The sequence below is a fragment of the Nevskia sp. genome (assembly GCF_051860985.1).
Taxonomy (GTDB): domain Bacteria; phylum Pseudomonadota; class Gammaproteobacteria; order Nevskiales; family Nevskiaceae; genus Nevskia.
This window is the reverse complement of record NZ_JBIMKV010000027.1, coordinates 1-21,399: the sequence shown is the minus strand read 5'-3', so window position 1 is coordinate 21,399 and position 21,399 is coordinate 1. Positions and strand designations below refer to the sequence as shown.

Below are 21,399 nucleotides of genomic sequence, written 5' to 3'. Positions count from 1 at the left end.
TCTGACCCTCCGTGTGGCGGCGGCTGAGGCCGCCGCCACCTCTTTGATCCGGATATCGGTGGCGACTGCCATGAAGCGTTCTGCGCGCGTTAAATTTTTCGAACTCCTGATTCTGTGCTTGTGCACGGCGTCGTTTTCTCCTTTTGCTCAGGCGAAAACCGGCAGCCAGGCGTTGACCCAGATGACGCCGCACGACCGGCTTTACGCCGTCGCCTTCGGCGGTGATGTCGGCGTTGCGGTCGGCCATGCGGGCCTGATCATGGAGACCACCGATGGTGGCAAGACCTGGGCGAAGGCTGCCGAGCAGCCGCCGACCAAGCTGGCGATGCACGGCATCGCCGTCGTCGGCAATCGATCGATTGCCGTCGGACAGAAGGGCCTCGTGCTCATCCGCGAAGGCCGTGGTGCCTGGCGGAAAGTGGACAGTGGTACCGAATCGCGCCTGCTCCGCGTCGGCCTGAACAAGAATGGCGTTGCCGTGATTGTCGGCGCGTTCGGAACCTTGCTGAAGTCGACCGATGGCGGCGAAACCTGGTCATCGATCGCCCCGAACTGGGCCGAGCTGTACAAGTCCGGCGACGGCAGCGACGAATTCTCGGCCGTGCGTGACGAGCCGACCAACTATGTCGTCAAGGTGTTCGACGACAACTCGATCCTGATCGGCGGCGAGTACGGTCAGATCAATCATTCGACGGACGGTGGCGCGACCTGGACCCCGGTGTTCCAGGCGGCGACCGACGCCAGTGGCACGATTCCGCCGACCATCTTCGGCATGAACGTTGGCGATGACGGTGTGGGTTATGCCTCGGGTCAGGATGGCCTGATCACCAAGACCACCGATGGCGGCAAGTCCTGGAAGCGCGTCGATTCCGGCTCGCTGGCGAGCTTGTTCGACATCGATACGACGGCAGATGGCCGCGTCATCGCTATCGGCATGCGTGCCGCATTGGTCAGCAGCGACGCCGGAGCAACGTGGCAGCCACTCAAGGCACTGGATGTCAGCCTGAACTGGTACTCCGGTCTTTCTCGCGGCAGCAGCACGCCAGGGGATGAGCTGTTTGCGGTAGGACACAGCGGCAGGGTGCTGAGCCTCGCGCTCGGAAACCGTTGAGAACAACAAGTACGCAACTGAACTGAGGGGAGAACAATGAAAAAGCATCTGTCGCATCGCCACGCCTGGGCGTTCGCCGTTCTGGCGACCTATCTGCCGATGGGCGCGATTCAGGCTCAGGAAGAGAGTTTCCTTGACGGCATCTGGGAGCGCACGTCGATCAACACCGTGCTGCGTACCGACGCCGCCTACCGCACCACGGGCCGGCGCAACCAGTACAACCAGAATGGCGCGCCATACCAGAACGTTGCCGTTGCACGACAGGCCTATGTGCCGCCGACCCTGCTGCTCGGCGTGGGCAGCCCGGACGGTCCGTTCCCTGGCCTGCTGCCGGCCACCAACTGGAATGTCCCGATTCCGGGCATCAGCGACACCGTGCGCCGCAGCGATTTCATTCCGGATCGCAACCAGGAGCTGAACTACTTCACGCTCAAGGCGTCGACGGAAATCACCACCAAGTTCAGCGACAACTTCCAGTTCATCGCGCGCGTGCGTGCGCTCTTCGATCCGCGCCTGTACGACGGTTTCGACGCCGCCGAAGTGGCGCAGTTCCAGGGCGGCATCGCCGATGGTGGCGGCTACCGTGGTGACGATACCGGCCGGCCGAACTACTTCGGCGCCAAGGCGCGCAACGGCAAGAACATCAATCCGCTCGAACTGTCGAGCCGGAACTACATGGTCGACTTGCCGACGCTGATCCTCGATTACAAGTACGACAACCTCAACATTCGCGTCGGCAACCAGCAGATTGCCTGGGGTCAGGCGATCTTCCTGCAGACCTTCGACGTGCCGAACGGCCTCGATCTCCGTCGCCACCTGGTCATCGACCGCGCGATCGAAGAATTCGAAGACGAGCGCGTGCCGAAGCTGTCCATCCGCGCCACGATGCAGGCGACCGACGAGATCGTTGTCGATGGTTACGTCGGCAAGTTCCAGCCCTCGATCATCACCAACCCGAACACCAGCTACAACGTTGCGCCGGCGCAGTTCTACAAGCCGCTCGACAACTATTACCTGCATAACTACGACTGGAAGATCGACTACGGCATGCGTGCCAAGGCCGACTACGGCAACTGGGGCTGGTCGGCGTTCGCGTCCAGCCGCTACAACCCGCTGGGTGCTTTCCGTTGGGCGAAGTCGGGCATCAACAAGGGCTTGACCGGTGGTTTCGGTGCGCTGGTCGAGACCGCGTACATGCTGAAGGTGCCGGGCTGCAGCCCGGAAGCCTACAACCCGTCGCTGTGCCGCAACTACGACAGCGTCGGTGCCGCGCTGGCGGAATCGCCGTTCACCGTCGGTCCGGCCGGTGTCTACTCGGGTGACGAGTGGTTCGCTGCTGCAGGCAGCATCCGCCTCGCCGGTCTCGATGCGCTGAACACCGTGATCGAGGAATTCCCGGCGCTGCAGGACATCTACGCGTCGAGCGTCAACGACATCAACGAAGGCAAGAACCTGCTGAACACGTTCTTCCTCGGCGCCGGCGGCAGCTTGCGCGGCACCATCGAGCGTGAGTACTTCCGTGAAGAAGTGTTCGGCCTCGGCGGCAGCTACGTGACCTCGTCGGACAACGAGTGGCTGAACGAAATCATCCTGAACGTCGAGACGCAGTACACGCCGAAGCGCGTTTACACGGCGCCGAGCCTGAGCGTCGGCTTCCTGAAGGATGACGAGTACGTCATCACGGCTGTGGCCGAGAAGTGGACTCGCTGGTCGGCAGCGTTCCCGGCCGCTTACCTGGTGTTCGAGTACCAGCATCGCAGCGACAGCGATCTGATCGGCCTGAACCTCAAGGGCTACAACGGCAACGACGGCAGCGATCAGCAGTCGAAGAATGCCTCCGGCATCGGCAGCGCCAACTACCTGGTGTTCGCCGGCTTCCAGCCGGTTCCGAACCGTACCTTCGTGTTCGAGTGGGCGTTCCTGTGGGACATCAAGGGCGGCCTGCTGGCACAGCCGGAAGTGCAGTGGAACATCGGCAACGGCCTGATCATGGAGTTGTTCTACAACTACACGAACGGCCATCTGTACAGCAATCCGAACAAGAATCTGATTCGTGCCATCGACTATGCGGATGAAGTCGCGGTGCGCTTCACCTACCAGTTCTGATCGCATCTCTAGGCCCGTACCGGCAGCCGTGGCTGCCGGTACGGGAGCGGTAAATCCCTGTTACGGCGTAGCAAGGTACCGGTTCGCCCGGCAATACCGGTGACACACGTTCTTTTTCTGCGTTGTCCTGTCCGGGCGGCTGGCCCGGCAGCGCTGCCACCAGGCGGCACCGAAGGCGCATGGACGGCCTCGTGTCCTGTCCTTCCCGGGTGCCCGCTTGCTTCTTGCTTCTTGCTTTGGCCGGGTCGGTCCCTCCCCGATTCGGCTGCGTTACCCCGTCAGTACTGCCTCCCTGACGGCCTTGGCCCGATAGGCCACGGCGGGCGTTCATACCATCCGATGTCGCCCGCTGCTTTCTTTCCTGCGGCGGAAGCCGCCTGCCGATTCACGTCGTTCGATTCGCGGGTGACCCGTCGGCAGCACCGCTGTCAGTGGCCGGCGGCCGCCGTGATCGCCAGCACTTCCTCGATACTGGTTGCCCCTTCCGCCAGCTTCCGGCTGGCGGCCAGGCGAAGCGTCGTCATGCCGTCGCGCACGGCCTGTTCGCGCAACGCCAGCAGATCGGCGTCACGGCCGATCAGGCTGCTCAGCGCTTTGGACATCGGCATCAGTTCGTAGATGCCGACGCGTCCGAGATAGCCGGTTTCCCGGCACTCCAGGCAGCCGACCGGCGCGAAGACCGTCGGCGGTTTCGGCAAGGTGGCGGTGACGCCGGTGATCTCGGCCCAGCGCGAGGCGTCGAGGTCGATCTCCTTGCGGCAGTGCGGACACAGGCGGCGCAGCAGGCGTTGCGCGACGACGCCGATCAGCGTCGAACGGATCAGGTAGCCGGGGACCCCGAGATCGAGCAGCCGGGTGACAGCCGACGGCGCGTCGTTGGTATGCAAGGTCGACAGCACCAGATGCCCGGTCAAGGCCGCCTGGATCGCCACTTCCGCCGTCGGCAGATCACGGATCTCGCCCACCATGATGATGTCCGGGTCCTGCCGCATCAGGGCGCGGATGCCGTCGGCGAAGTTCAGCTCGATGTTCGGCTGCACCTGCATCTGATTGAAGGCGGCGTCGACCAGTTCGATCGGGTCCTCGATCGTGCAGACGTTGACCTGTGGCGTCGCCAGTTGCTTCAGCGACGAATACAGCGTGGTGGTCTTGCCGGAACCGGTCGGGCCGGTGACCAGCACGATGCCGTTGGGCTGCTCGATCATCGTCCGCCAGGCGGCAGCTTCGTCGGCGCTGAAGCCGAGCTGGCGGAAATCCTTGACCAGCACTTCCGGGTCGAAGATGCGCAGCACCAGCTTCTCGCCGAACGCGGTCGGCAGGCTGGCGCAGCGCAGCTCGATTTCCTTGCCATCCGGCGAGCGGGTCTTGATGCGCCCGTCCTGCGGCTTGCGCTTTTCGGCAACGTCCATGCGGCCGAGGATCTTGATGCGGCTGGTGACAGCCGTCATCACCGAAGCCGGGATCTGGTAGACCTCGTGCAGCACGCCGTCGATGCGGAAGCGGACATTGCCGGTGTCGCGGCGCGGTTCCAGGTGAATATCGCTGGCGCGGGATTCGAACGCGTACTGCAGCAGCCAGTCGACGATGTTGACGACATGGGCGTCGTCGGCGCTCAGCTGGCCGCGCTTGCCGAGATCGGTCAGCTGCTCCAGCGAACGCTGGTTGCCGAAGCCGGCCAGCTTGGCGCGCGCCTCACCGCTGGCCTTCACCGAGCGCGCCAGCGCGTAGAACTCCACCAGATAGCGCTCGATGTCGAGCGGATTGGCGAGCACCCGCTTCACGTCGAGCTTCAGCGCCTGCCGCAGATCGGCGACCCAGTCGGCGACCCCGGGTTCGCTGGTGGCGATCGTCACCTCGGCGGCGGTCACCCGCACCGGCAGGATCTTCAGCCGCGCGGCGTAGGCGTATGGCATCACCGTGGTGATCCGCGCCACCTCGATTGCCAGCGGATCGATGCGCAGATAGGGCAGCCCGCTGCGTGCGGCGAGCCATTGGGTCAGGGCCTCGATGCCGAGCTTGCGGCCGGGCTGCTGCGGGTGGTCCCAGTCGCAGGCGGCGATGCGGACCAGCGGGTGCGGATGCTCGCTGCGCCCGGTCGGCCGATCGCGCACGGCGACCGCTGCGCCGGCCGTGACCAGACCATCGGCCACCAGCATCGCCAGCACGGCGTCCAGTGTCAGCGGCGAGGCGCCCGGACTGCGGTCGGCGGCTGATGAATCGCGCGGCGAATTCAGGTTCATCGTCCGCAACTCCTGTTGACTGGAAATCGATGTTACACGGGGTGACGCCAGCAATTCCGGCTAATAGACTGATCGTTCAATCCAGTTCTGGTGTCACTAGGTACGCCAGATTACGGCGACGTCCGGCAGGTCGTCACCGGCTCTCAAGAGGATGTCCGAATGAACGATGCAACGGGAATCGCCGGCGCAGGGGCGGGCGCAGTGGCAGGGGGCCAGCGGCCGTCGGCGGAGGCTGCCCGGTGACCACCGCCACGAGCTTCGATTTCATCATCGCCGGCGGCGGCTCCGCAGGTTGCGTGCTGGCCAACCGCCTGAGCGCCAGCGGCGCCTGGCGGGTCTGTCTGGTCGAGGCCGGGCCGGCCGATCGCAATCCGTTCATCCACATGCCGGCCGGGCTGATCCCGGTGGTGCGGTCCAAGGTGTTGAACTGGGGCTTCTGGACCGAGACCGAGGCGAACTGCGGCAACCGGCCGATGTTCTGGCCCCGAGGCCGGACCCTGGGCGGTTCCTCGTCGATCAATGCCATGTGCTACATCCGCGGCCACGCTTGGGATTACGACCATTGGGCGAGCCTTGGCAACGAGGGCTGGGCCTACAAGGACGTGCTGCCGTATTTCCGCCGCATGGAGCACTTCGAAGCGATCGACAAGGTCGATGACGGGCGCTCCTTCCACGGCACCGATGGGCCGCTGAACGTGGCCGAGCCGCGCCATGTCAACCCGCTGATGCGGGCCTTCCTCGAAGCCGGCCAGCAGGCCGGCCATGCGTTGACCGACGATTTCAACGGCGCGCAGCAGGAAGGCGTGGGGCTGTACCACACGATGCAGAAGAACGGCCAGCGCTGCAGCAATGCGCGCGCCTATCTGACGGCGGCCCGGGGCCGCGACAACCTGACGATCATCACCGATGCCCACGTGGCGCGCGTGCTGTTCGACGGCAAGCGTGCCGTGGGCCTGCGCTACCTCAAGGACGGCCGCATCCACGACCTGCGGGCGCGCAGCGAGGTGATCCTGAGCGCCGGCGCGCTCGGCTCGCCGCAACTGCTGCTGCTGTCCGGCGTCGGGCCGCGCGCCGAACTGGCCCGCCACGGCATTCCGCAGGTGCATGAACTGCCCGGCGTCGGCGAGAACCTGCAGGACCATCTCGACATCCACATCACGATGCGCGAGAAGACCCGTCACTCGATCAGCCTGCGGCCGCTAGGCCTGCTCAAGGCGGCGTTCAACCTGGTGCGCTACCTGCTGTTCAAGCGCGGCGAGCTGACCTCGAACTTCGCCCAGGCCGGCGGCTTCATCAAGAGCGACGAACGCCAGCCGATCCCCGACCTGCAGTGGCATCTGGTGCCGTTCGTCTATGCCCATCACGGGCAGAAGCTGGCGCCGCTGTTCAAGCACTACGCGTTCACGCTGATGACCTGCTTCCTGCGCCCGGAAAGCCGCGGCCGGGTCCGGTTGCGTGATGCCGATCCGAAGACGCCGCCGCTGATCGAAGCGAATTACCTGGCGACCGAACGCGACATGGACGCGCTGGTCAAGGGTTTCCGCAAGGCCCGCGAAGTGCTGAACCAGCCGGCGCTGGCCCGCCATGTCGTCGACGAGCTGGAGCCCGGCGCCGGCGTGCAGAGCGACGAGCAGATTCGCGCCTACATTCGCGCCAAGTCGGAAACCGTCTACCACCCGGTCGGCACCTGCAAGATGGGCCGCGACGCGGCGGCTGTCGTCGACGCCCGGCTGCGCGTGCACGGCCTGGAGCGGTTGCGGGTGGTCGATGCCTCGGTGATGCCGACCCTGATCGGCGGCAACACCAATGCGCCGACCACGATGATCGCCGAGCGCGCCGCCGACCTGATCCTGCAGGATGCGGCGCTCGAACGCAGCGTGCCAAACTACCGGCCGGCGGCCGAGCCGGCGGAAGCGTTCGCCAGCTCATGAGTCCGCAGACGAGGTGGCATGCGCGGTATCCCGATCACGTCGCATCCGGTGGTGTCGCTGCTGGCCTGCGCAGGGCTTGCGGCCTGTACGACGCTGCCTGACGGCTCCCTGCTGCCGGCCCAACTGAGCCGGCCGGATGAAGTCGAGGTCACCGAGCTGCGCGGGCTGTCCCAATGTGCCGCCCCGGCCGATGCCGTCCGCATCGAACGGCTGGCCGATGTCGAGGCCGTCCAGGCCTGGCAGCAGGCGCGCGGCATCGACCTGATCGGCGGCGAAGCGCTGCCCGACGGGCCGTTCGCCGTCATCGATCTCGGCCACCGTCCGGACGGTGGTTACGGCATTGCCATCAGCCGCCGGGCGGAACTGCGCGGCCCGGTGCTGCGGCTGACCGCCAGCTTCCTGCGCCCGCATGCCGACGAAGCGCCGCCGCCGGGCGGTACCAGCCCCTGCGTGCTGGTCGGCCTGCCGGCCGGGCCTTATGCGCGCGTCGAGATCGCCGATCCCGCCGGGCGGCGGCGCGCGGTCACGGCGACCACCGCCACCCCACGATAGACCAAGAGGAATCCCCTGATGCTGCGATACCTGCCCGGCCCGGTGGTCGGCGCGCTGATGATGCTGCTGCTGATCGTCAACACGTTGTTCTGGGCCACGCCGCTGCTGATCTTCGCGGTGTTCAAGCTGATCTCGCCGCTGCGCAGCCTGCGTGACCTGTTCTCGCGCGCCTCCGCCTGGTGCGGGCAGTACTGGGCGGCGGTCAACACCTGGCTCGGCGATGTGCTGTTGCCGACACGCTGGACGATCCGCGGCGTCGACCGCCTGAACCTGAAAGGCCAGTACCTGGTCAGCTCCAATCACCAGAGCTGGAACGACATCTACGTGCTGATGAAGGCGTTCGATCGCCGCGCGCCGTTCTTCAAGTTCTTCATCAAGCAGGAACTGATCTGGGTGCCGGTGCTCGGCCTGTGCTGGTGGGCGCTCGACTATCCGTTCATGAAGCGCTACTCGTCGAAATACCTCGCCAAGCACCCGGAAATGCGCGGCAAGGATTTCGAGACCACCCGCAAGGTCTGTGCGCGCTACCAGAACATCCCGGTGACCATCCTCAACTTCCTCGAGGGCACCCGTTTCACGCCGGCCAAGCATGCGGATACCCGCTCGCCGTACACCTATCTGCTGAAGCCGAAATCCGGCGGTTTCGCGCTGGCGCTGCGGGCGCTGGGGGAAAACGTCAACTCGCTGCTCGACGTCACCATCGTCTACCCCGGCGGCTCGAAAGGCTTCTGGGACTTCATGTGCGGCCGGCTGTCGGAAGTGATCGTGGAGGTCCGCGAGATCACCGTGCCGCACGCGATGTACGTCGGCGAGTACGAGAACGACAAGCAGTTCCGCAAGAACTTCCAGAGCTGGATCGGCGACATGTGGACGGCCAAGGACCAGCGCATCGGCGAACTGCTGGCCGAGGCCCGGCGCGGCTGACACCGGCTGCTCGTCGGCCGCGCGCCGCAGGTGTGACGCCTCAGCGCGCCGGCACCAGCTGCTGCAGATCGGCCAGCAGTCGGGGACTGTCCTCGCGCACGGCCGTCAGGTGGTCGCGCCAGCCAGCGGCATGGCCGAGCAGCGGTGCGGGATCGCGCAGCCGCGAAGCGATCCGCGCCAGCGCCCGGTCGATGCCGGTGCCGTCGCGGTAGGACAGCAGCAGGGCAGCGAAGCGCTCGGCGTCGGGCGGCGGCCGATCGGCTGCCAGCTGCCAGGCACCAGGATCGGCCACCGCGCGGGCGGCGCGCACGGCAAAGGCGTCCAGCGGCTCCTGCTCCGGCCAGTCCAGCGCCAGCGCGTGATCGTGGACGACGTCGAGCACGATGCCCGACCAGCGCCGTGCGCCGTTGTCGAAGCGGGCGCGGGCGGCAAGGCTGAGCGGGTGGCGGTCGGTGGCGACATCGATCTGCCGATGAAAGCGGATCGAGGCTTCCAGCGCCGGCGGCAAGCGGCCTTCGAGCCGCCCGCGCACGACATCGCCGAGCACGGCGCCCACCAGTGGCAGCCCGGCACGTTCGGTCAGCCAGAGGTGGGCGAGGAAATTCACGGCTGCCGGCTGCGGCCGCGCGGCCGGCTTCAGGCCGGCTTGATCTGGCGCATCAGGCATTCCTGCGCCGCGCTCGCCACCAGTCGGCCGTCGCGGTCGTAGATCAGCCCGCGGCTTAAGCCCCGCACCGACTGCGCGGTCGGCGTGTCCATCGAATAGAACAGCCAGTCGTCGACGCGCACGTCGCGGTGGAACCACAGCGCGTGGTCGATCGAGGCGACGATCATGTCCGGCGAAAACCAGCTGCGCGCATGCGGCAGCAGCGCGGTGGCGGCCAGGTTGAAGTCGGAGGCGTAGGCCAGCACGCAGCGGTGCAGCAGCGGATCGTCCGGCAACTGGCCGGCGGCGCGGAACCAGATGCCCTGCTGCGGCGCCCGCACGTCGGGATCGAATGGGTTCGGCGGGTCGATCCAGGCGAACTCGAAGGCCTGCTCGCGGGTGAACAGGTACTGGATGCGTTCCGGCAGCGCCGGGTTGCGCGCCAGTTCCGCCGCCAGCCAGGCCAGGCGCTGCTGGCGCTGGTCGCCCAGCTGTTCGGGGGTCGGCACCGGCGGCATCGGCAGCTGGTGCTCGAAGCCGGTTTCAGGCCGCTGGAACGAGGCGATCAGGCTCAGGATCGGCTGGCCGTGCTGGATCGCCTGCACTCGGCGGGTGGTGAAGCTGCGGCCATCGCGGACCCGATCGACCTCGTAGACGATCGGCGCTTCCATGTCGCCCGGGCGCAGGAAATAGGCGTGCAGCGAGTGCGGCGGCTGCTCGTCGACGGTGCGGGTGGCGGCCACCAGCGCCTGGCTGATCACCTGCCCGCCGTAGACGCTTCTGCCGCCCAGATCACGCGACTGGCCGCGGAACAGGTTGACCTCCAGCGTCTCCAGGTCGAGCAGGGTGCAGAGGTCACTCAGGCAGCGGTTCATGGGCATGGGGTAGCGGCAGTCGCAAGGCCGCAGCTTACGGGCGATGCCCCGGCCCGGCCAGCATTGACAGCCCCGATGCCACTCACTACGGTCCACGCCACTACAAGCGACAGCCATGCGCGCACGGGGCGCTGCGGCATGTCGCGATCGATCCGGCCACCACTCGCATGACCGCGCCAGCGCGGGAACATCGGCGTTATGCCGCGTTCCTCAACTACAGCCATCGCAACGATGCCGAAGCCCAGTGGCTGCATCGGGCGCTGGAGCGTTACCGGGTGCCGAAGCGGCTGGTCGGCCAGCCGGGTGCCTACGGCCCCATCGGCCGGCGCATCGGCAAGGTGTTCCGCGATCGCGAGGAGCTGTCGAGCGGCAGCGACCTGGCCGCCACCGTTCAGGCGGCGCTGGCCGATTCCGATTGCCTGATCGCCATCTGCTCGCCGGAAGCGGCGCGCTCCCGCTGGGTCAACGAGGAAATCCTGCTGTGGAAGCGGCTCGGGCGCGGCGACCGGCTGCTGTGCCTGATCATCGCCGGCGAGCCCGGGGCCAGCGACATGCCGGGCCGCGAGCACGAGGAGTGCTTCGCGCCGGCGCTGCGCCGCCGGCTCGGGCCCGATGGCGAGCTCGGCACCGAGTCGGCCGAGCCGATCGCCGCCGATCTGCGGCCCGGCAAGGATGGCAAGGCCGATGCCCGGCTGAAGCTGATCGCCGGCCTGCTCGGCATCGGCCTCGATGATCTGAAGCGCCGCGAGCAGCAGCGCCGGGTGCGGCTGATCACCGGCGCGGCGATCGCGGCGGCGCTGCTGGCGGTGATCATGGGCCTGCTCGCGGTGCGCGCGACGATCGCCAGCGATGCCGCGCAGCGGCGCCAGAAGCAGGCCGAAGCGCTGGTCGAGTTCATGCTCGGCGACCTCGGCGACAAGCTCAACGAGGTGTCGCGGCTCGACATCATGGAAACCGTCAACGATCAGGCGATGCAGTACTTCCAGTCGCTGCCGCCGGATGACGTGACCGACGAGGCGCTGGCGCAGCGCTCGCGAACGCTGAACAAGATCGGCCGGGTGCGCTGGAACCAGGGCAGCCTGGCGGCGGCGATCGAATCCTTCGAAGCCTCGCTGCGGCTGACCGGGGCACTGGTCGCGCGCCACCCGGATGACGTCGAGCGTCTGTCCGAGCATGCCGAAACGCTGAGCTGGCTCGGCAGCGTGCACTGGAATTCCGATGACAACGCGGCCGCGCTGCGCCGCTTCCAGGACAGCATGCGGGCGCTGGAGCATGCCACCGCGCTGGCGCCGGACGACACCGACGTGCGGCTGCGGCTGTCGTGGCTGATCGGCAACATCGGCCACGTCCACGAACGGCTCGGCGACCTGGCCGCAGCCGAAACGGCTTACGAGCAGGCGCTGAGCATCTGCCAGCAGCTGGTCGCGGCCGAGCCGGACAACCGCCGCTGGCAGGCCGAACTCGGCGATGCGCTGGACAACCTCGGCAAGCTCGCCTTCCTGCGCGGCGATCTGGTCGAAGCGCTGGCCGCCTACGGCCGCAACGATGCGCTGAAGCGCGAGGCCGCTGCTGCCGATTCCGCCGATTACCTGGCGCGCAGCAACCGCGCGATCAGCCTGCAGATCCTCGGTCGCACGCTGATGCAGGCCGGTGCGGCGACCCCGGCGCTGGCGCGGCTGCAGCGCGCCGTGCAGCTGTTCGACCAGGTTCGCCAGCACGATCCGTCCAGCCTGTCGAACGTCGCTTCGCAGGCGGCCGGGCTGTTCGACTGGGCCGTGGCGCTGCGCATGGACGGCCACCCTGCGGAGGCGCTTCTGCGGCTCGACCAGGCGCGCGAGATGGTCGGCAAGATGTCGGAAGCCGAGCGCAACGAAGTGTTCGGCCTCGAGCCCTGGCATGCGCTGGAACTGGAACGCGCGCGCCTGCTGGAAGCGGTGGGACGCGGCGACGAGGCTGCCAGCCAGCTGGCAGCGCTGGCCCCGGTGGCGGCCGAGATGAGCGCGCGGCCGAACCTCGATATCGACTCGCTGCGGCTGGCCGCCGGCGGCGCCATGCTGGCCGCCGACTTCGCACGTCGCCGAGGGCAGCTCGATGACGCCCGCCGGCAGGCCGCGCAGGCGCTTGCGCTGCTGGATCGTCACGGTGCCGACAGCCGCACGCCAACGCTGCTGGTGCTGCGGGTGCGGGCGCTGCTGCAGCTGGAGCGGCGCAGCGAGGCGCAGCCGATCGTCGATGCGCTGCGCGCCGGTGGCTTCGGCCAGCCGGATTTCGTCGGTCTCGTGCGCGCCGCAGGGTTGATCTATCCCATTGACGCGTCCTTGTTGAACCGGATCACGGTAGACCTGCCGGCGCTGGATTAGGCTGCCGCTCGCAGTCGCTGCCGATGGCAGCGGCGATGACAGCTCGAATCAATCCAGGGGAATCCACGTGGCCATCGTCAACATCACCGTCACCAAGCCGTCCGGCAGTCTGGTCGTCAACCCGCTGTCGGCGGACTCCACCATCGGCACCCAGCTGGTCTGGACGCTCGATGCCGCGGTGACCGGCAGCTTCGAAACCGGCCAGCCGTTCGCGTGGCATCCCGACTGCGTGCCGCCGGCCGGCACCTGTTCGGCGCCGGTGCTGTCGAACGCCGACCGGACGCTGTCGATGGATTTCCTGACCGATACCGACATGAATCTGGCGTACAAGCTGTTCGCACGCCTGAGCAACGGCAAGATCGTCACCACCAGCTATGGCCCGATCGGCAGCGAGCCGGTCAGCGCCGTCAATCCGAAGCTGCCGCCGTCGTCGCCGAAGATCAAGAACCGCTGACGGCGAGTCCGGCGGCGTGGCCTGAGGCCCAGGCCCACTGGAAGTTGTAGCCGCCGAGCCAGCCGGTGACATCGACGACCTCGCCAATGAAGTACAGCCCTGGCTGGTGCCGGGACGCCATCGTCTTCGAATCCAGACCATCGGTATCGACGCCGCCCAAGGTCACTTCGGCGGTCCGATATCCCTCGGTGCCGCTGGCGGTCACCGGCCAGCTTTCGAGCTGCGCGGCGATCGCCTTCAGTTCGGCCGGCCGGTACTGGCGCAGCGGCCGGCTCGGCAGCCAGCGTTCGCAGAGCCGCTGCGCATAGCGTTTCGGCAGCACCTCGGCCAGCACGGTCTGCAGCATCGTGGCCGGCCGTTCGGCCTGCTGGGCAGCCAGCCAGTCGGCGGCATCGAGATCGGGCAGCAGGTTCAGGCTCAGCGGCTCGCCCGGCTGCCAGTACGAGGAAATCTGCAGGATCGCCGGGCCACTCAGGCCCCGATGGGTGATCAGCAGCGCGCCCCGGAAGCGCTGGTGGCCGCTGGCCGCTTCCACCGGCAGCGCCACGCCGGCGAGGTCGGCATGATCGTCCAGCGGCTTGCCGGAAAGCGTCAGCGGCACCAGCCCGGCACGGGTCGGCAGCACCGCATGGCCGAACTGCCGGGCCAGCTGGTAGCCGAAGCCGGTGGCGCCCATCGACGGAATCGACAGCCCGCCGGTAGCCACCACCAGTGATGCGGCGGTGTACAGGCCGCGCGGCGTCGCCACCTCGTAACGGCCGTTGCGATGGCTGACGGCGGTGATCGCGCAATCGGTTTCGATGGCCACCTGGGCGTCGCGGCATTCGTCGACCAGCATCCGCACGATCAGCTTCGAGGATTCGTCGCAGAACAGCTGACCGAGTTCCTTCTCGTGGTAGCGGATGCCGTGGCGCTCGACCAGCGCGATGAAATCGGCCGGCTTGTAGCGGGCCAGCGCCGATTTGCAGAAATGCGGATTGGCCGACAGGTAGTTCGCGTGGGTGGTGCCGGTGTTGGTGAAATTGCAGCGGCCGCCGCCGGACATCAGGATCTTCTTGCCGACCTTGTTGGCGTGCTCGATGACCCGCACGCGGCGGCCGCGCTGGCCGGCCGTGAACGCGCAGAACAGGCCGGCAGCGCCGGCGCCGAGCACCAGCACGTCGTCGGTGTTCGGCGCCGCGCTGCTCACCAGACGCTGCGCTCGGGCAGCAGTCCCTGCAGTTCTCCCGGCGTCAGGTCGCGCCAGGCGCCGACCTTCAGGTTGCCCAGACGCACGTTGATGATCCGCACCCGCTGCAGCCGCACGACCTTGTAGTCGAAGGCGGCGCACATGCGGCGGATCTGCCGGTTCAGGCCCTGGGTCAGGATGATCCTGAAGCTGAACTCGCCGAGCGCTTCGACCTTGCAGGGCTTGGTCCGCACTTCCAGCTCGGTCAGGTACACGCCGCGTGCCATCGAGGTGAGAAAGGCGGGCGTCACCGCGCGGTTGACGGTGACCCGGTATTCCTTCTCGTGGTTGTTCTCGGAGCGGAGGATCTCGTTGACGATGTCGCCGTTATTGGTCAGCAGGATCAGACCGTCGGAATCCTTGTCGAGTCGGCCGATCGGGAAAATCCGCTCGCGATGCTTGATGAAATCGACGATGTTGCCGGCGACGTGGCGCTCGGTGGTGCAGGTGATGCCGACCGGCTTGTTCAGTGCGATGTAGACATGGGCCGATGCCGCCCCGATCGGCTTGCCGTCGACTGCCACCGTATCGCCGTCGTTGACCTGGGTGCCGAGCGTGGCCGGAGCCCCGTTGACTGTGACCCGGCCGGCCTCGATCCAGCCGTCCGCACCCCGGCGCGAGGTGACGCCGGTCTCGGCGATGTACTTGTTGAGGCGCAAGCGGGCCTTAGCCGAAGTAGTGCAGCGCGGCCGCCGCGCCGAACGAGAAGGCGCTGCGGATCACCCGGGCGGTGCGGTCGCGCGGCAGCATCTTCAGGTCCACTTCTTCCTCGGAAAGTCCGGCGCGCTGCCAGGTTTCCTCGCGTTCCTTGCGGGTCACGAAGCGATCGATGGCGCCGGACACCAGCCAGCAGAACACGAAGTAGATGGCGCTGAGCGGCCCGAACAGCACCAGACTGAGCAGCAGCATGCCCCAGGAGCTCAGCGGCTTGAGCCAGCGGTCCATCGGCCGATCAGCCCTTGACGACGGTGGCGTACAGGTCGTGGGTGTCGGCGGCGGTGACCGTGGCCATCACCCGCTGGCCGGCCGTGAGTTTGGCGCCGCCCTTCAGGATCACCCGGCCGTCGATTTCCGGCGCATCGGCGTACGAGCGGCCGACGACGCCGTCCGGCCCGACCTCGTCGACCAGCACTTCGAGCGTCTTGCCGATCTTTCTGGCGAGCTTGGCTTCGCTGATCGCGGCCTGCCGGCTCATGAAGCGTTCGAGGCGCTCGTCCATCACTTCCTGCGGCACCGCGCCCGGCAGATCGTTGGCGGTGGCGCCTTCGACCGGCGAGTAGGTGAAGGCGCCGACCCGGTCGAGCTGCGCTTCATCGAGCCAGTCGAGCAGGGTCTGGAATTCGGCCTCGGTCTCGCCGGGGAAGCCGACGATGAAGGTCGAGCGCACGGCGATGTCCGGGCAGATTGCGCGCCAGGCTTCCAGCCGGCGCAGCGTGTTCTCGGCAGCCGCCGGGCGCTTCATGCGCTTCAGCACGCTGGTGGCAGCATGCTGGAACGGCACGTCGAGATAGGGCAGCACCAGCCCTTCGGCCATCAGTTCGATGACGCCGTCGACATGCGGATACGGGTAGACGTAGTGCAGGCGCACCCAGGGCTTGTGCGGGGCGTCGAGATGGGCGAGGCCGCGACACAGATCCAGCATCCGGGTCTCGTACTCGCGGTCGCGGAAGCTGCGCGTCGCGTACTTCAGATCAGCCCCGTAGGCGCTGGTGTCCTGCGAGATCACCAGCAGTTCCTGCACGCCGGCGCGCGCCAGTTTCTGCGCTTCGACGAGTACCTCGTCGACCGGCCGCGACCGCAAGCGGCCGCGCATCGACGGGATGATGCAGAAGCTGCACTTGTGATTGCAGCCTTCGGAAATCTTGACGTAGGCGTAGTGGCGCGGCGTCAGCTTGATACCTTGAGGCGGCAGCAGATCCAGGAACGGGTCGTGCTGCGGCGGCACGGCGGCGTGCACGGCGGTCATCACGCCGTGAAAGTCCTGCGGACCGGTGATCGACAGCAGGTCCGGGAACTTCTCGGTGATCACCTCGCGCTTGGCGCCGAGGCAACCAGTGACGATGACCTTGCCGTTCTCGGCCATTGCATCGCCGATGGCATCCAGCGACTCGGCGACGGCGGAGTCGATGAAGCCGCAGGTGTTGACGATCACCACGTCGGCGGAATCATAGCTGCCGACCGTTTCGTAACCTTCCGCGCGCAGCTGGGTCAGGATGCGCTCGGAGTCGACCAGCGCCTTCGGGCAGCCCAGCGATACGAAGCCGACTTTCGGCGCGGACTTCGGGAGAGCGGCGGCGGTCTTGCGGCGGGGGCGTGCAGCGGCAGCGGGCATGAATGCACCGGAAAAGCGGGGAGGGCTGCATTTTACCTGTTCGGGGGTGGCCGGCCGCGCAGGCGAACCCAGGCGAGATCCGGCGGTCCCAATCGGACACGCACGCAGGCCGGCAGCACGCCGATAGACTAGTGCCGGCCATCACGTCATCCGCTCTCGGAGTCCCTCATGGGCAAGCTCGTCAAGATCGTTCTCGGCATCGTCGGTGCCGTGCTGCTGCTGCTGGTACTGGCGGTCGGCGCGTTCGCGCTGTTCTTCGACCCGAACGATTTCCGCAGCCAGATCACCGCCGCTGCCAAAAAGGCCACCGGCCGGGAACTGACGGTCGGCGAGATCAAGCTCGGCATCTATCCGGTGCTGGGCGCCCACGTGAAGGGCGTGTCCCTGAGCAATGCGCCGGGCTTCGGCGATCAGCCGATGCTGCAGGTCGCCGAGGCCGATGTCGGCCTGCGCCTGCTGCCGCTGGTGCTGCGTCGCGAGCTGGTGGTCGGCAAGGTGGCGCTCGACGGCCTGAAGGCGAATCTCGCCAAGGATGCGGAAGGCAAGTCGAACTGGGACGATCTGGCCAAGGGCGGCGCCGACGAGGACAAGCCGGACGAGCCGGCCAGCAAGGGCGGGGGGCTCAAGTCGATCGACATCGGCGGCATCGCCATCAGCAATGCCGATGTCAGCTACCGCGACCAGCAGAGCGGCCAGGCCTACCAGGTGGCCGGCCTGAATCTGGAAACCGGTTCGATCAGCCCCGGCGACCCGTTTGATCTGCAGCTGGCCTTCGTCACCACGTTGGAGGCGCAGAAGGCCACGGCCGACGTGAAGCTGTCGACCCGCGTCGAGTACGACCTTGAGGCCCAGGCCTACAGCGCGAAGAAGCTGGTGCTGAAGCTGCTGGCGACACTGCCGACGCAGTCCGCCGACATCGCGCTCAGCGGTGATCTGTCGGCCGATCTCAAGAAGCAGATCGCCCAGGCCGACAAGCTGGACCTCAAGGTCAAGGCCAAGACCGCCGACGGCACGGCCGACATCGCGCTCGATGGCAGCGTGTCGGCCGATCTGGCGAAGAAGACCGCGCTGGCCGAAAAGCTGGCGGTGAAGCTGAAGGCGGCGCTGAAGGACCTCAAGGCCGATGCCGACCTGTCGGTGCGGGTGTCGGCCGACTACGGCACGCCGCTGGTCCGCGCCGAAGGGCTGAAGCTGTCGCTGAACGCGATCGGCGACAAGCTGCCTGGCGGCAAGCAGACCGCGACCTTCACCGGTGACGCGATCTACGACGGCGCCAAGGGCACGCTGAAGCTGGCCACCGGCGAACTGAAGGCGGCCGACCTCGGCCTGGAAGTCGCGCTTGGCCTCGATGGCAGCGGCCTGAACACCGATACGCCGCGCTTCATGGGGCCGCTGTCGATCAAGAACCTGAATCCGCGCGACCTGATGAAGCTGCTCGACATCAAGCTCGAGACGCACGATCCGGAAACCCTGAAGGCGCTGGCGCTCAGGCTCAAGTTCGACGCCTCGACCAACAGCGCGCGGATCACGGACCTGAACCTGAAGCTCGACCAGAGCACGTTCACCGGCAATGCCACGATCAGCGACTTCAAGACCAAGGCCGCCGAATTCGCGCTGAAGCTCGATGCCATCGACGCCGACCGCTACCTGCCGACGCCGACCGTGCCGGTCAAGGAAGCGCCGCTGACGCCGGAGGAGAAGGCGGCGGTCAACGCAACCGAAGTGCCGTCCGACGTGCTCGACACCTTGAACGTCGTCGGCAGCGTCGACATCGGCAAGCTGAAACTGAAGAACGTGGCGATGAACGCCGTGCAGCTGCGCGTCAACGCGCTCAAGGGCCAGGAAAAGACCATTGGCCTCGGCGCCCAGCTTTACGGCGGCAGCATCGCCTCGACCACGCGGATCACGCCGGGCGCCACCCCCCGCTATGTCGAATCGCTGAAGCTCAGCTCGATCGCCGCCGGCCCGCTGCTGAAGGACTTCACCGGCAAGGAATCGATGACCGGCGACGGCAACTTCGCGATGGATGTCAGCACGGCCGGCAAGACCGTCGGTGCGCTGAAGCAGGCCTTGAACGGCGACCTGTCGTTCAGCTTCCTCAATGGCGCGGTCAAGGGCTTCAACCTCGGCCAGATCCTGCGCAAGGGCGATGCGCTGCTGAAGGGCCAGCAGTTCAACGACAGCGCGCCGGTGCAGACCGATTTCACCGAACTGTCGGCGGCTGCGAAAATCACCAACGGCGTGCTGCAGTCCGATGCGCTGAATGCCAAAAGCCCGCTGTTCCGCGTCGACGGCGCCGGCAAGGTCAACCTGGTCACCGAGACCATCGACTACACCGCCAAGCCGACCATCGTGAACACCGCCAGCGGCCAGGGCGGCAAGGATTTGCCGGATCTCGCCGGCATCGTCATCCCGATCAAGGTCAGCGGCACCTTCGACAAGCCCAAGTACTCGCTGGACCTGAAGGCGGCGCTGACCCAGAAGGCCACGCAGGGCCTGCGCGACCAGCTGGTCGGTGACAAGGGCGACAAGCTGCGCGACAAGATCGACACCCAGCTGGAAAAGAAGCTGGGCGGCGAGCTGGACAACAATCCGGCGCTGAAAGGCAAGCTGCAGGACGGCCTGAATTCGCTGTTCGGCAAGAAGAAAAAGCCGGCCGAAGCGGCACCCGCGCCGGCCCCGGCGGAAGCGGCGCCAGCCCCCGCTCCAGCGCCTTGAGCTGGGATAAGCCGGCGGCCGGCGAGCCCCCGTTCGCCGACCGCCTGCTGGCCTGGTACGACATCCACGGCCGCAACCAGCTGCCGTGGCAGTCGCCGCGCAGCGCCTACCGGGTCTGGTTGTCGGAAGTGATGCTGCAGCAGACGCAGGTCGCCACCGTCATCCCGTACTTCGAGCGCTTCGTCGCCCGCTTCCCGGACTTCAACACGCTGGCGGCGGCGGATCTCGACGAAGTCCTGGCGCTGTGGGCCGGCCTTGGCTACTACGCGCGCGGCCGCAACCTGCATGCGGCGGCCCGGCAGGTGGCTTCGCTGTATCGCGGCGAAATGCCGAATGATCTGGAAGCGGTGCAGGCATTGCCCGGCGTCGGCCGCTCCACCGCAGCGGCGATCCTCGCCCAGGCGTTCGGCGCCCGGCACGCGATCCTTGATGGCAACGTCAAGCGGGTGTTGGCCCGGCACGCAGCGATTGCCGGCTGGCCCGGCACGCCCAAGGTTGCCGAGCGGCTCTGGGCGGTCTCCGAGCGGCTGTTGCCGCAGACCCGTCTGGCCGATTACACGCAGGCGATCATGGATCTGGGCGCCACGCTGTGTACCGCGCGGGCGCCGGCCTGTGCCCGTTGCCCGGTGGCCGATGACTGCGTTGCCCATCGCCATGACCGGGTGGCCGAGTTCCCGTCGCCGAAGCCGGCGCGGGCACGGCCCTACCGGCGCGCGACCCTGCTGCTGGTCGAGAACGGGCAGGGCGCGATCCTGCTCGAACGGCGTCCGCCGACCGGCATCTGGGGCGGCTTGTGGAGCCTGCCGGTGGCCGCTGAAGGCGAATCGGCAGACCAATTGCTGCGCGAACGCCACGGCGTCTGCATCGAGCCGCTCGACACGCTGCCGGCGTTCCGCCATGCCTTCACCCACTTCGAACTGGAACTGACGCCGCTGCTCTGCGCGGTGATCGACGATGACGCCGTTGCCGGCGACATCCATGAACGCCCTGGCCAGCGCTGGCTTACCATCAGCGCCCGCAGCGTCGACGCCCTGGCCGGCATCGGCCTGCCAGCGCCGGTGCTCGGTTTCCTGAGCCGCCACTACGCCATCCCGACCTCCGCCCCCACGAGCGCAACCGATCCATGTCCCGCACCGTCCACTGCATCAAGCTCGGGCAAGAAGCCGAAGGCCTCCCGCGTCCGCCCGTCCCCGGCGACCTCGGCCAGCGGATCTTCGAGCAGGTCTCGAAAAAAGCCTGGGCCGACTGGCTTGCGCACCAGACCCGGCTGATCAACGAAATGCGCCTGTCGCTGGCCGACGCCGAGTCGCGCAAGTTCCTGATGACCGAACTCGAAAAGTACTTCTACGGCGGCGGCGACCTGACCCCGACCGGCTACGTGCCGCCGGTACCGGCCGGCCCGCGCCGGGCCTGAACACAAACGCTTGACGCCCGGAAGCGGCTCGCGTCTAATCGCGCTCCGCGTTACGGCGCGGCAGCCTCAGCAGCACGTTGGCCGAGTAGCTCAGTCGGTAGAGCAGGGGATTGAAAATCCCCGTGTCGGCGGTTCGATTCCGTCCTCGGCCACCATTTCCAGAGCGTAAGTCATTGATTCAACAGGCTTTCGTATTTGCTGAAATTTCAATCAACTGCTCCAAACCGAGTTTTTGCGCCTAAACTTGCGCCTAAATTCAGGTTCCGGCATCCGCGGATACCGTCCCCCAACGAAGGGGATGGCGGATGGCAAGGACAGGCAGGCCCAATACCGGGACGATCGCCCATCGGGGTGAGCACCAGTTTCACGCGCGCTTCAGCCATGACGGCAAGCGTGTCGTGCGCACCTTCGGAACCTTCGAGCAGGCCCAGCAGTGGCTGACTGGGCTGACCGATGGCCGCGGCAAGGATCGATTCGCCAAGACGGTCGAAGCGCGGGATCTGACGCT

General features: G+C 67.1%; 16 protein-coding genes, 1 tRNA gene and 2 pseudogenes. 12 read left to right on the top strand and 7 right to left on the bottom strand.

The genetic code is table 11. The annotated features are described in order from the left end of the window. Positions 1-70 precede the first annotated feature (70 nt). Positions 71-1,111 (top strand): WD40/YVTN/BNR-like repeat-containing protein, encoded by a 1,041-nt coding sequence (locus tag ACTIGJ_RS18580; protein ID WP_439641819.1) that lies wholly within the window; start codon positions 71-73, stop codon positions 1,109-1,111. Positions 1,112-1,147: 36 nt separating this feature from the next. Next, positions 1,148-3,217: a DUF1302 family protein gene (locus ACTIGJ_RS18575; RefSeq protein ID WP_439641818.1), complete on the top strand. Its 2,070-nt coding sequence runs from the start codon at positions 1,148-1,150 to the stop codon at positions 3,215-3,217. Positions 3,218-3,645: 428 nt separating this feature from the next. Here ACTIGJ_RS18575 and ACTIGJ_RS18570 read toward each other — a convergent pair whose 3' ends face one another. Further along, the gene (locus tag ACTIGJ_RS18570; RefSeq protein ID WP_439641817.1) at positions 3,646-5,457 is read right to left on the bottom strand and encodes a GspE/PulE family protein; all 1,812 of its coding nucleotides are present in this window, start codon (positions 5,455-5,457) and stop codon (positions 3,646-3,648) included. 239 nt (positions 5,458-5,696) lie between these two features. On the opposite strand from ACTIGJ_RS18570, the gene ACTIGJ_RS18565 reads away from it, so the two are divergent. The 3 genes from ACTIGJ_RS18565 to ACTIGJ_RS18555 are packed head-to-tail and all read left to right on the top strand — an operon-like array spanning position 5,697 to position 8,864. Beyond that, a complete protein-coding gene (locus tag ACTIGJ_RS18565) occupies positions 5,697-7,388 on the top strand; it encodes a GMC family oxidoreductase (protein ID WP_439641816.1) in 1,692 nt (563 codons plus the stop codon). A gap of 18 nt (positions 7,389-7,406) precedes the next feature. Beyond that, positions 7,407-7,940, top strand: a complete 534-nt coding sequence (locus tag ACTIGJ_RS18560; RefSeq protein ID WP_439641815.1) for a hypothetical protein — start codon at positions 7,407-7,409, stop codon at positions 7,938-7,940. Positions 7,941-7,958: 18 nt separating this feature from the next. After that, positions 7,959-8,864 carry an acyltransferase gene (locus ACTIGJ_RS18555; RefSeq protein WP_439641814.1) on the top strand — a complete coding sequence of 302 codons (906 nt, stop codon included), beginning with the start codon at positions 7,959-7,961 and terminating at the stop codon, positions 8,862-8,864. Between the two features lie 40 nt (positions 8,865-8,904). Here ACTIGJ_RS18555 and ACTIGJ_RS18550 read toward each other — a convergent pair whose 3' ends face one another. Together ACTIGJ_RS18550 and ACTIGJ_RS18545 are read right to left on the bottom strand one after the other, a co-directional pair. Then, the gene (locus ACTIGJ_RS18550; protein ID WP_439641813.1) at positions 8,905-9,471 is read right to left on the bottom strand and encodes an ACP phosphodiesterase; all 567 of its coding nucleotides are present in this window, start codon (positions 9,469-9,471) and stop codon (positions 8,905-8,907) included. Positions 9,472-9,500: 29 nt separating this feature from the next. After that, positions 9,501-10,385 carry an acyl-CoA thioesterase gene (locus ACTIGJ_RS18545; protein ID WP_439641812.1) on the bottom strand — a complete coding sequence of 295 codons (885 nt, stop codon included), beginning with the start codon at positions 10,383-10,385 and terminating at the stop codon, positions 9,501-9,503. A gap of 167 nt (positions 10,386-10,552) precedes the next feature. On the opposite strand from ACTIGJ_RS18545, the gene ACTIGJ_RS18540 reads away from it, so the two are divergent. Continuing rightward, positions 10,553-12,745 (top strand): TIR domain-containing protein, encoded by a 2,193-nt coding sequence (locus ACTIGJ_RS18540; protein WP_439641811.1) that lies wholly within the window; start codon positions 10,553-10,555, stop codon positions 12,743-12,745. Positions 12,746-12,812: 67 nt separating this feature from the next. Continuing rightward, positions 12,813-13,199, top strand: coding sequence for a hypothetical protein (locus ACTIGJ_RS18535; RefSeq protein WP_439641810.1), 387 nt, complete (start codon positions 12,813-12,815; stop codon positions 13,197-13,199). On the opposite strand, the gene ACTIGJ_RS18530 is transcribed toward ACTIGJ_RS18535, so the two are convergent. Genes ACTIGJ_RS18530 through rimO form a run of 4 tightly spaced genes read right to left on the bottom strand, consistent with a single transcriptional unit; the run spans position 13,186 to position 16,759 of the window. Beyond that, positions 13,186-14,391 (bottom strand): NAD(P)/FAD-dependent oxidoreductase, encoded by a 1,206-nt coding sequence (locus tag ACTIGJ_RS18530; RefSeq protein ID WP_439641829.1) that lies wholly within the window; start codon positions 14,389-14,391, stop codon positions 13,186-13,188. The genes ACTIGJ_RS18535 and ACTIGJ_RS18530 overlap by 14 nt on opposite strands. Further along, a complete protein-coding gene (locus tag ACTIGJ_RS18525; protein ID WP_439641809.1) occupies positions 14,385-15,086 on the bottom strand; it encodes a pseudouridine synthase in 702 nt (233 codons plus the stop codon). Before ACTIGJ_RS18525 ends, ACTIGJ_RS18530 begins: the two co-directional genes overlap by 7 nt. A 7-nt stretch (positions 15,087-15,093) precedes the next feature. Next, on the bottom strand, positions 15,094-15,372 hold the full coding sequence (locus ACTIGJ_RS18520) for a hypothetical protein (RefSeq protein ID WP_439641808.1): 279 nt from the start codon (positions 15,370-15,372) through the stop codon (positions 15,094-15,096). Between the two features lie 7 nt (positions 15,373-15,379). Next, entirely contained in the window at positions 15,380-16,759 is a 1,380-nt protein-coding gene (gene rimO, locus ACTIGJ_RS18515) for a 30S ribosomal protein S12 methylthiotransferase RimO (protein ID WP_439641807.1), read from the bottom strand. A 168-nt stretch (positions 16,760-16,927) separates the two neighbouring features. Here rimO and ACTIGJ_RS18510 point away from each other — a divergent pair, with 168 nt between their 5' ends. From ACTIGJ_RS18510 to ACTIGJ_RS18490, 5 genes and pseudogenes are all read left to right on the top strand, one after another. Further along, positions 16,928-19,477: an AsmA family protein gene (locus tag ACTIGJ_RS18510; RefSeq protein ID WP_439641806.1), complete on the top strand. Its 2,550-nt coding sequence runs from the start codon at positions 16,928-16,930 to the stop codon at positions 19,475-19,477. Next, positions 19,474-20,535 (top strand): annotated as a pseudogene (mutY, locus tag ACTIGJ_RS18505) (A/G-specific adenine glycosylase); the annotation flags it as partial. The gene ACTIGJ_RS18510 and the pseudogene mutY, both read left to right, overlap by 4 nt. 65 nt (positions 20,536-20,600) lie before the next feature. Further along, complete coding sequence (locus ACTIGJ_RS18500) at positions 20,601-20,891, top strand: oxidative damage protection protein (RefSeq protein ID WP_439641805.1); 291 nt, start codon at positions 20,601-20,603, stop codon at positions 20,889-20,891. Positions 20,892-20,970: 79 nt separating this feature from the next. Then, positions 20,971-21,046: transfer RNA gene (locus tag ACTIGJ_RS18495), tRNA-Phe, on the top strand. A gap of 150 nt (positions 21,047-21,196) precedes the next feature. Continuing rightward, positions 21,197-21,399 (top strand): annotated as a pseudogene (locus tag ACTIGJ_RS18490) (hypothetical protein); the annotation flags it as partial.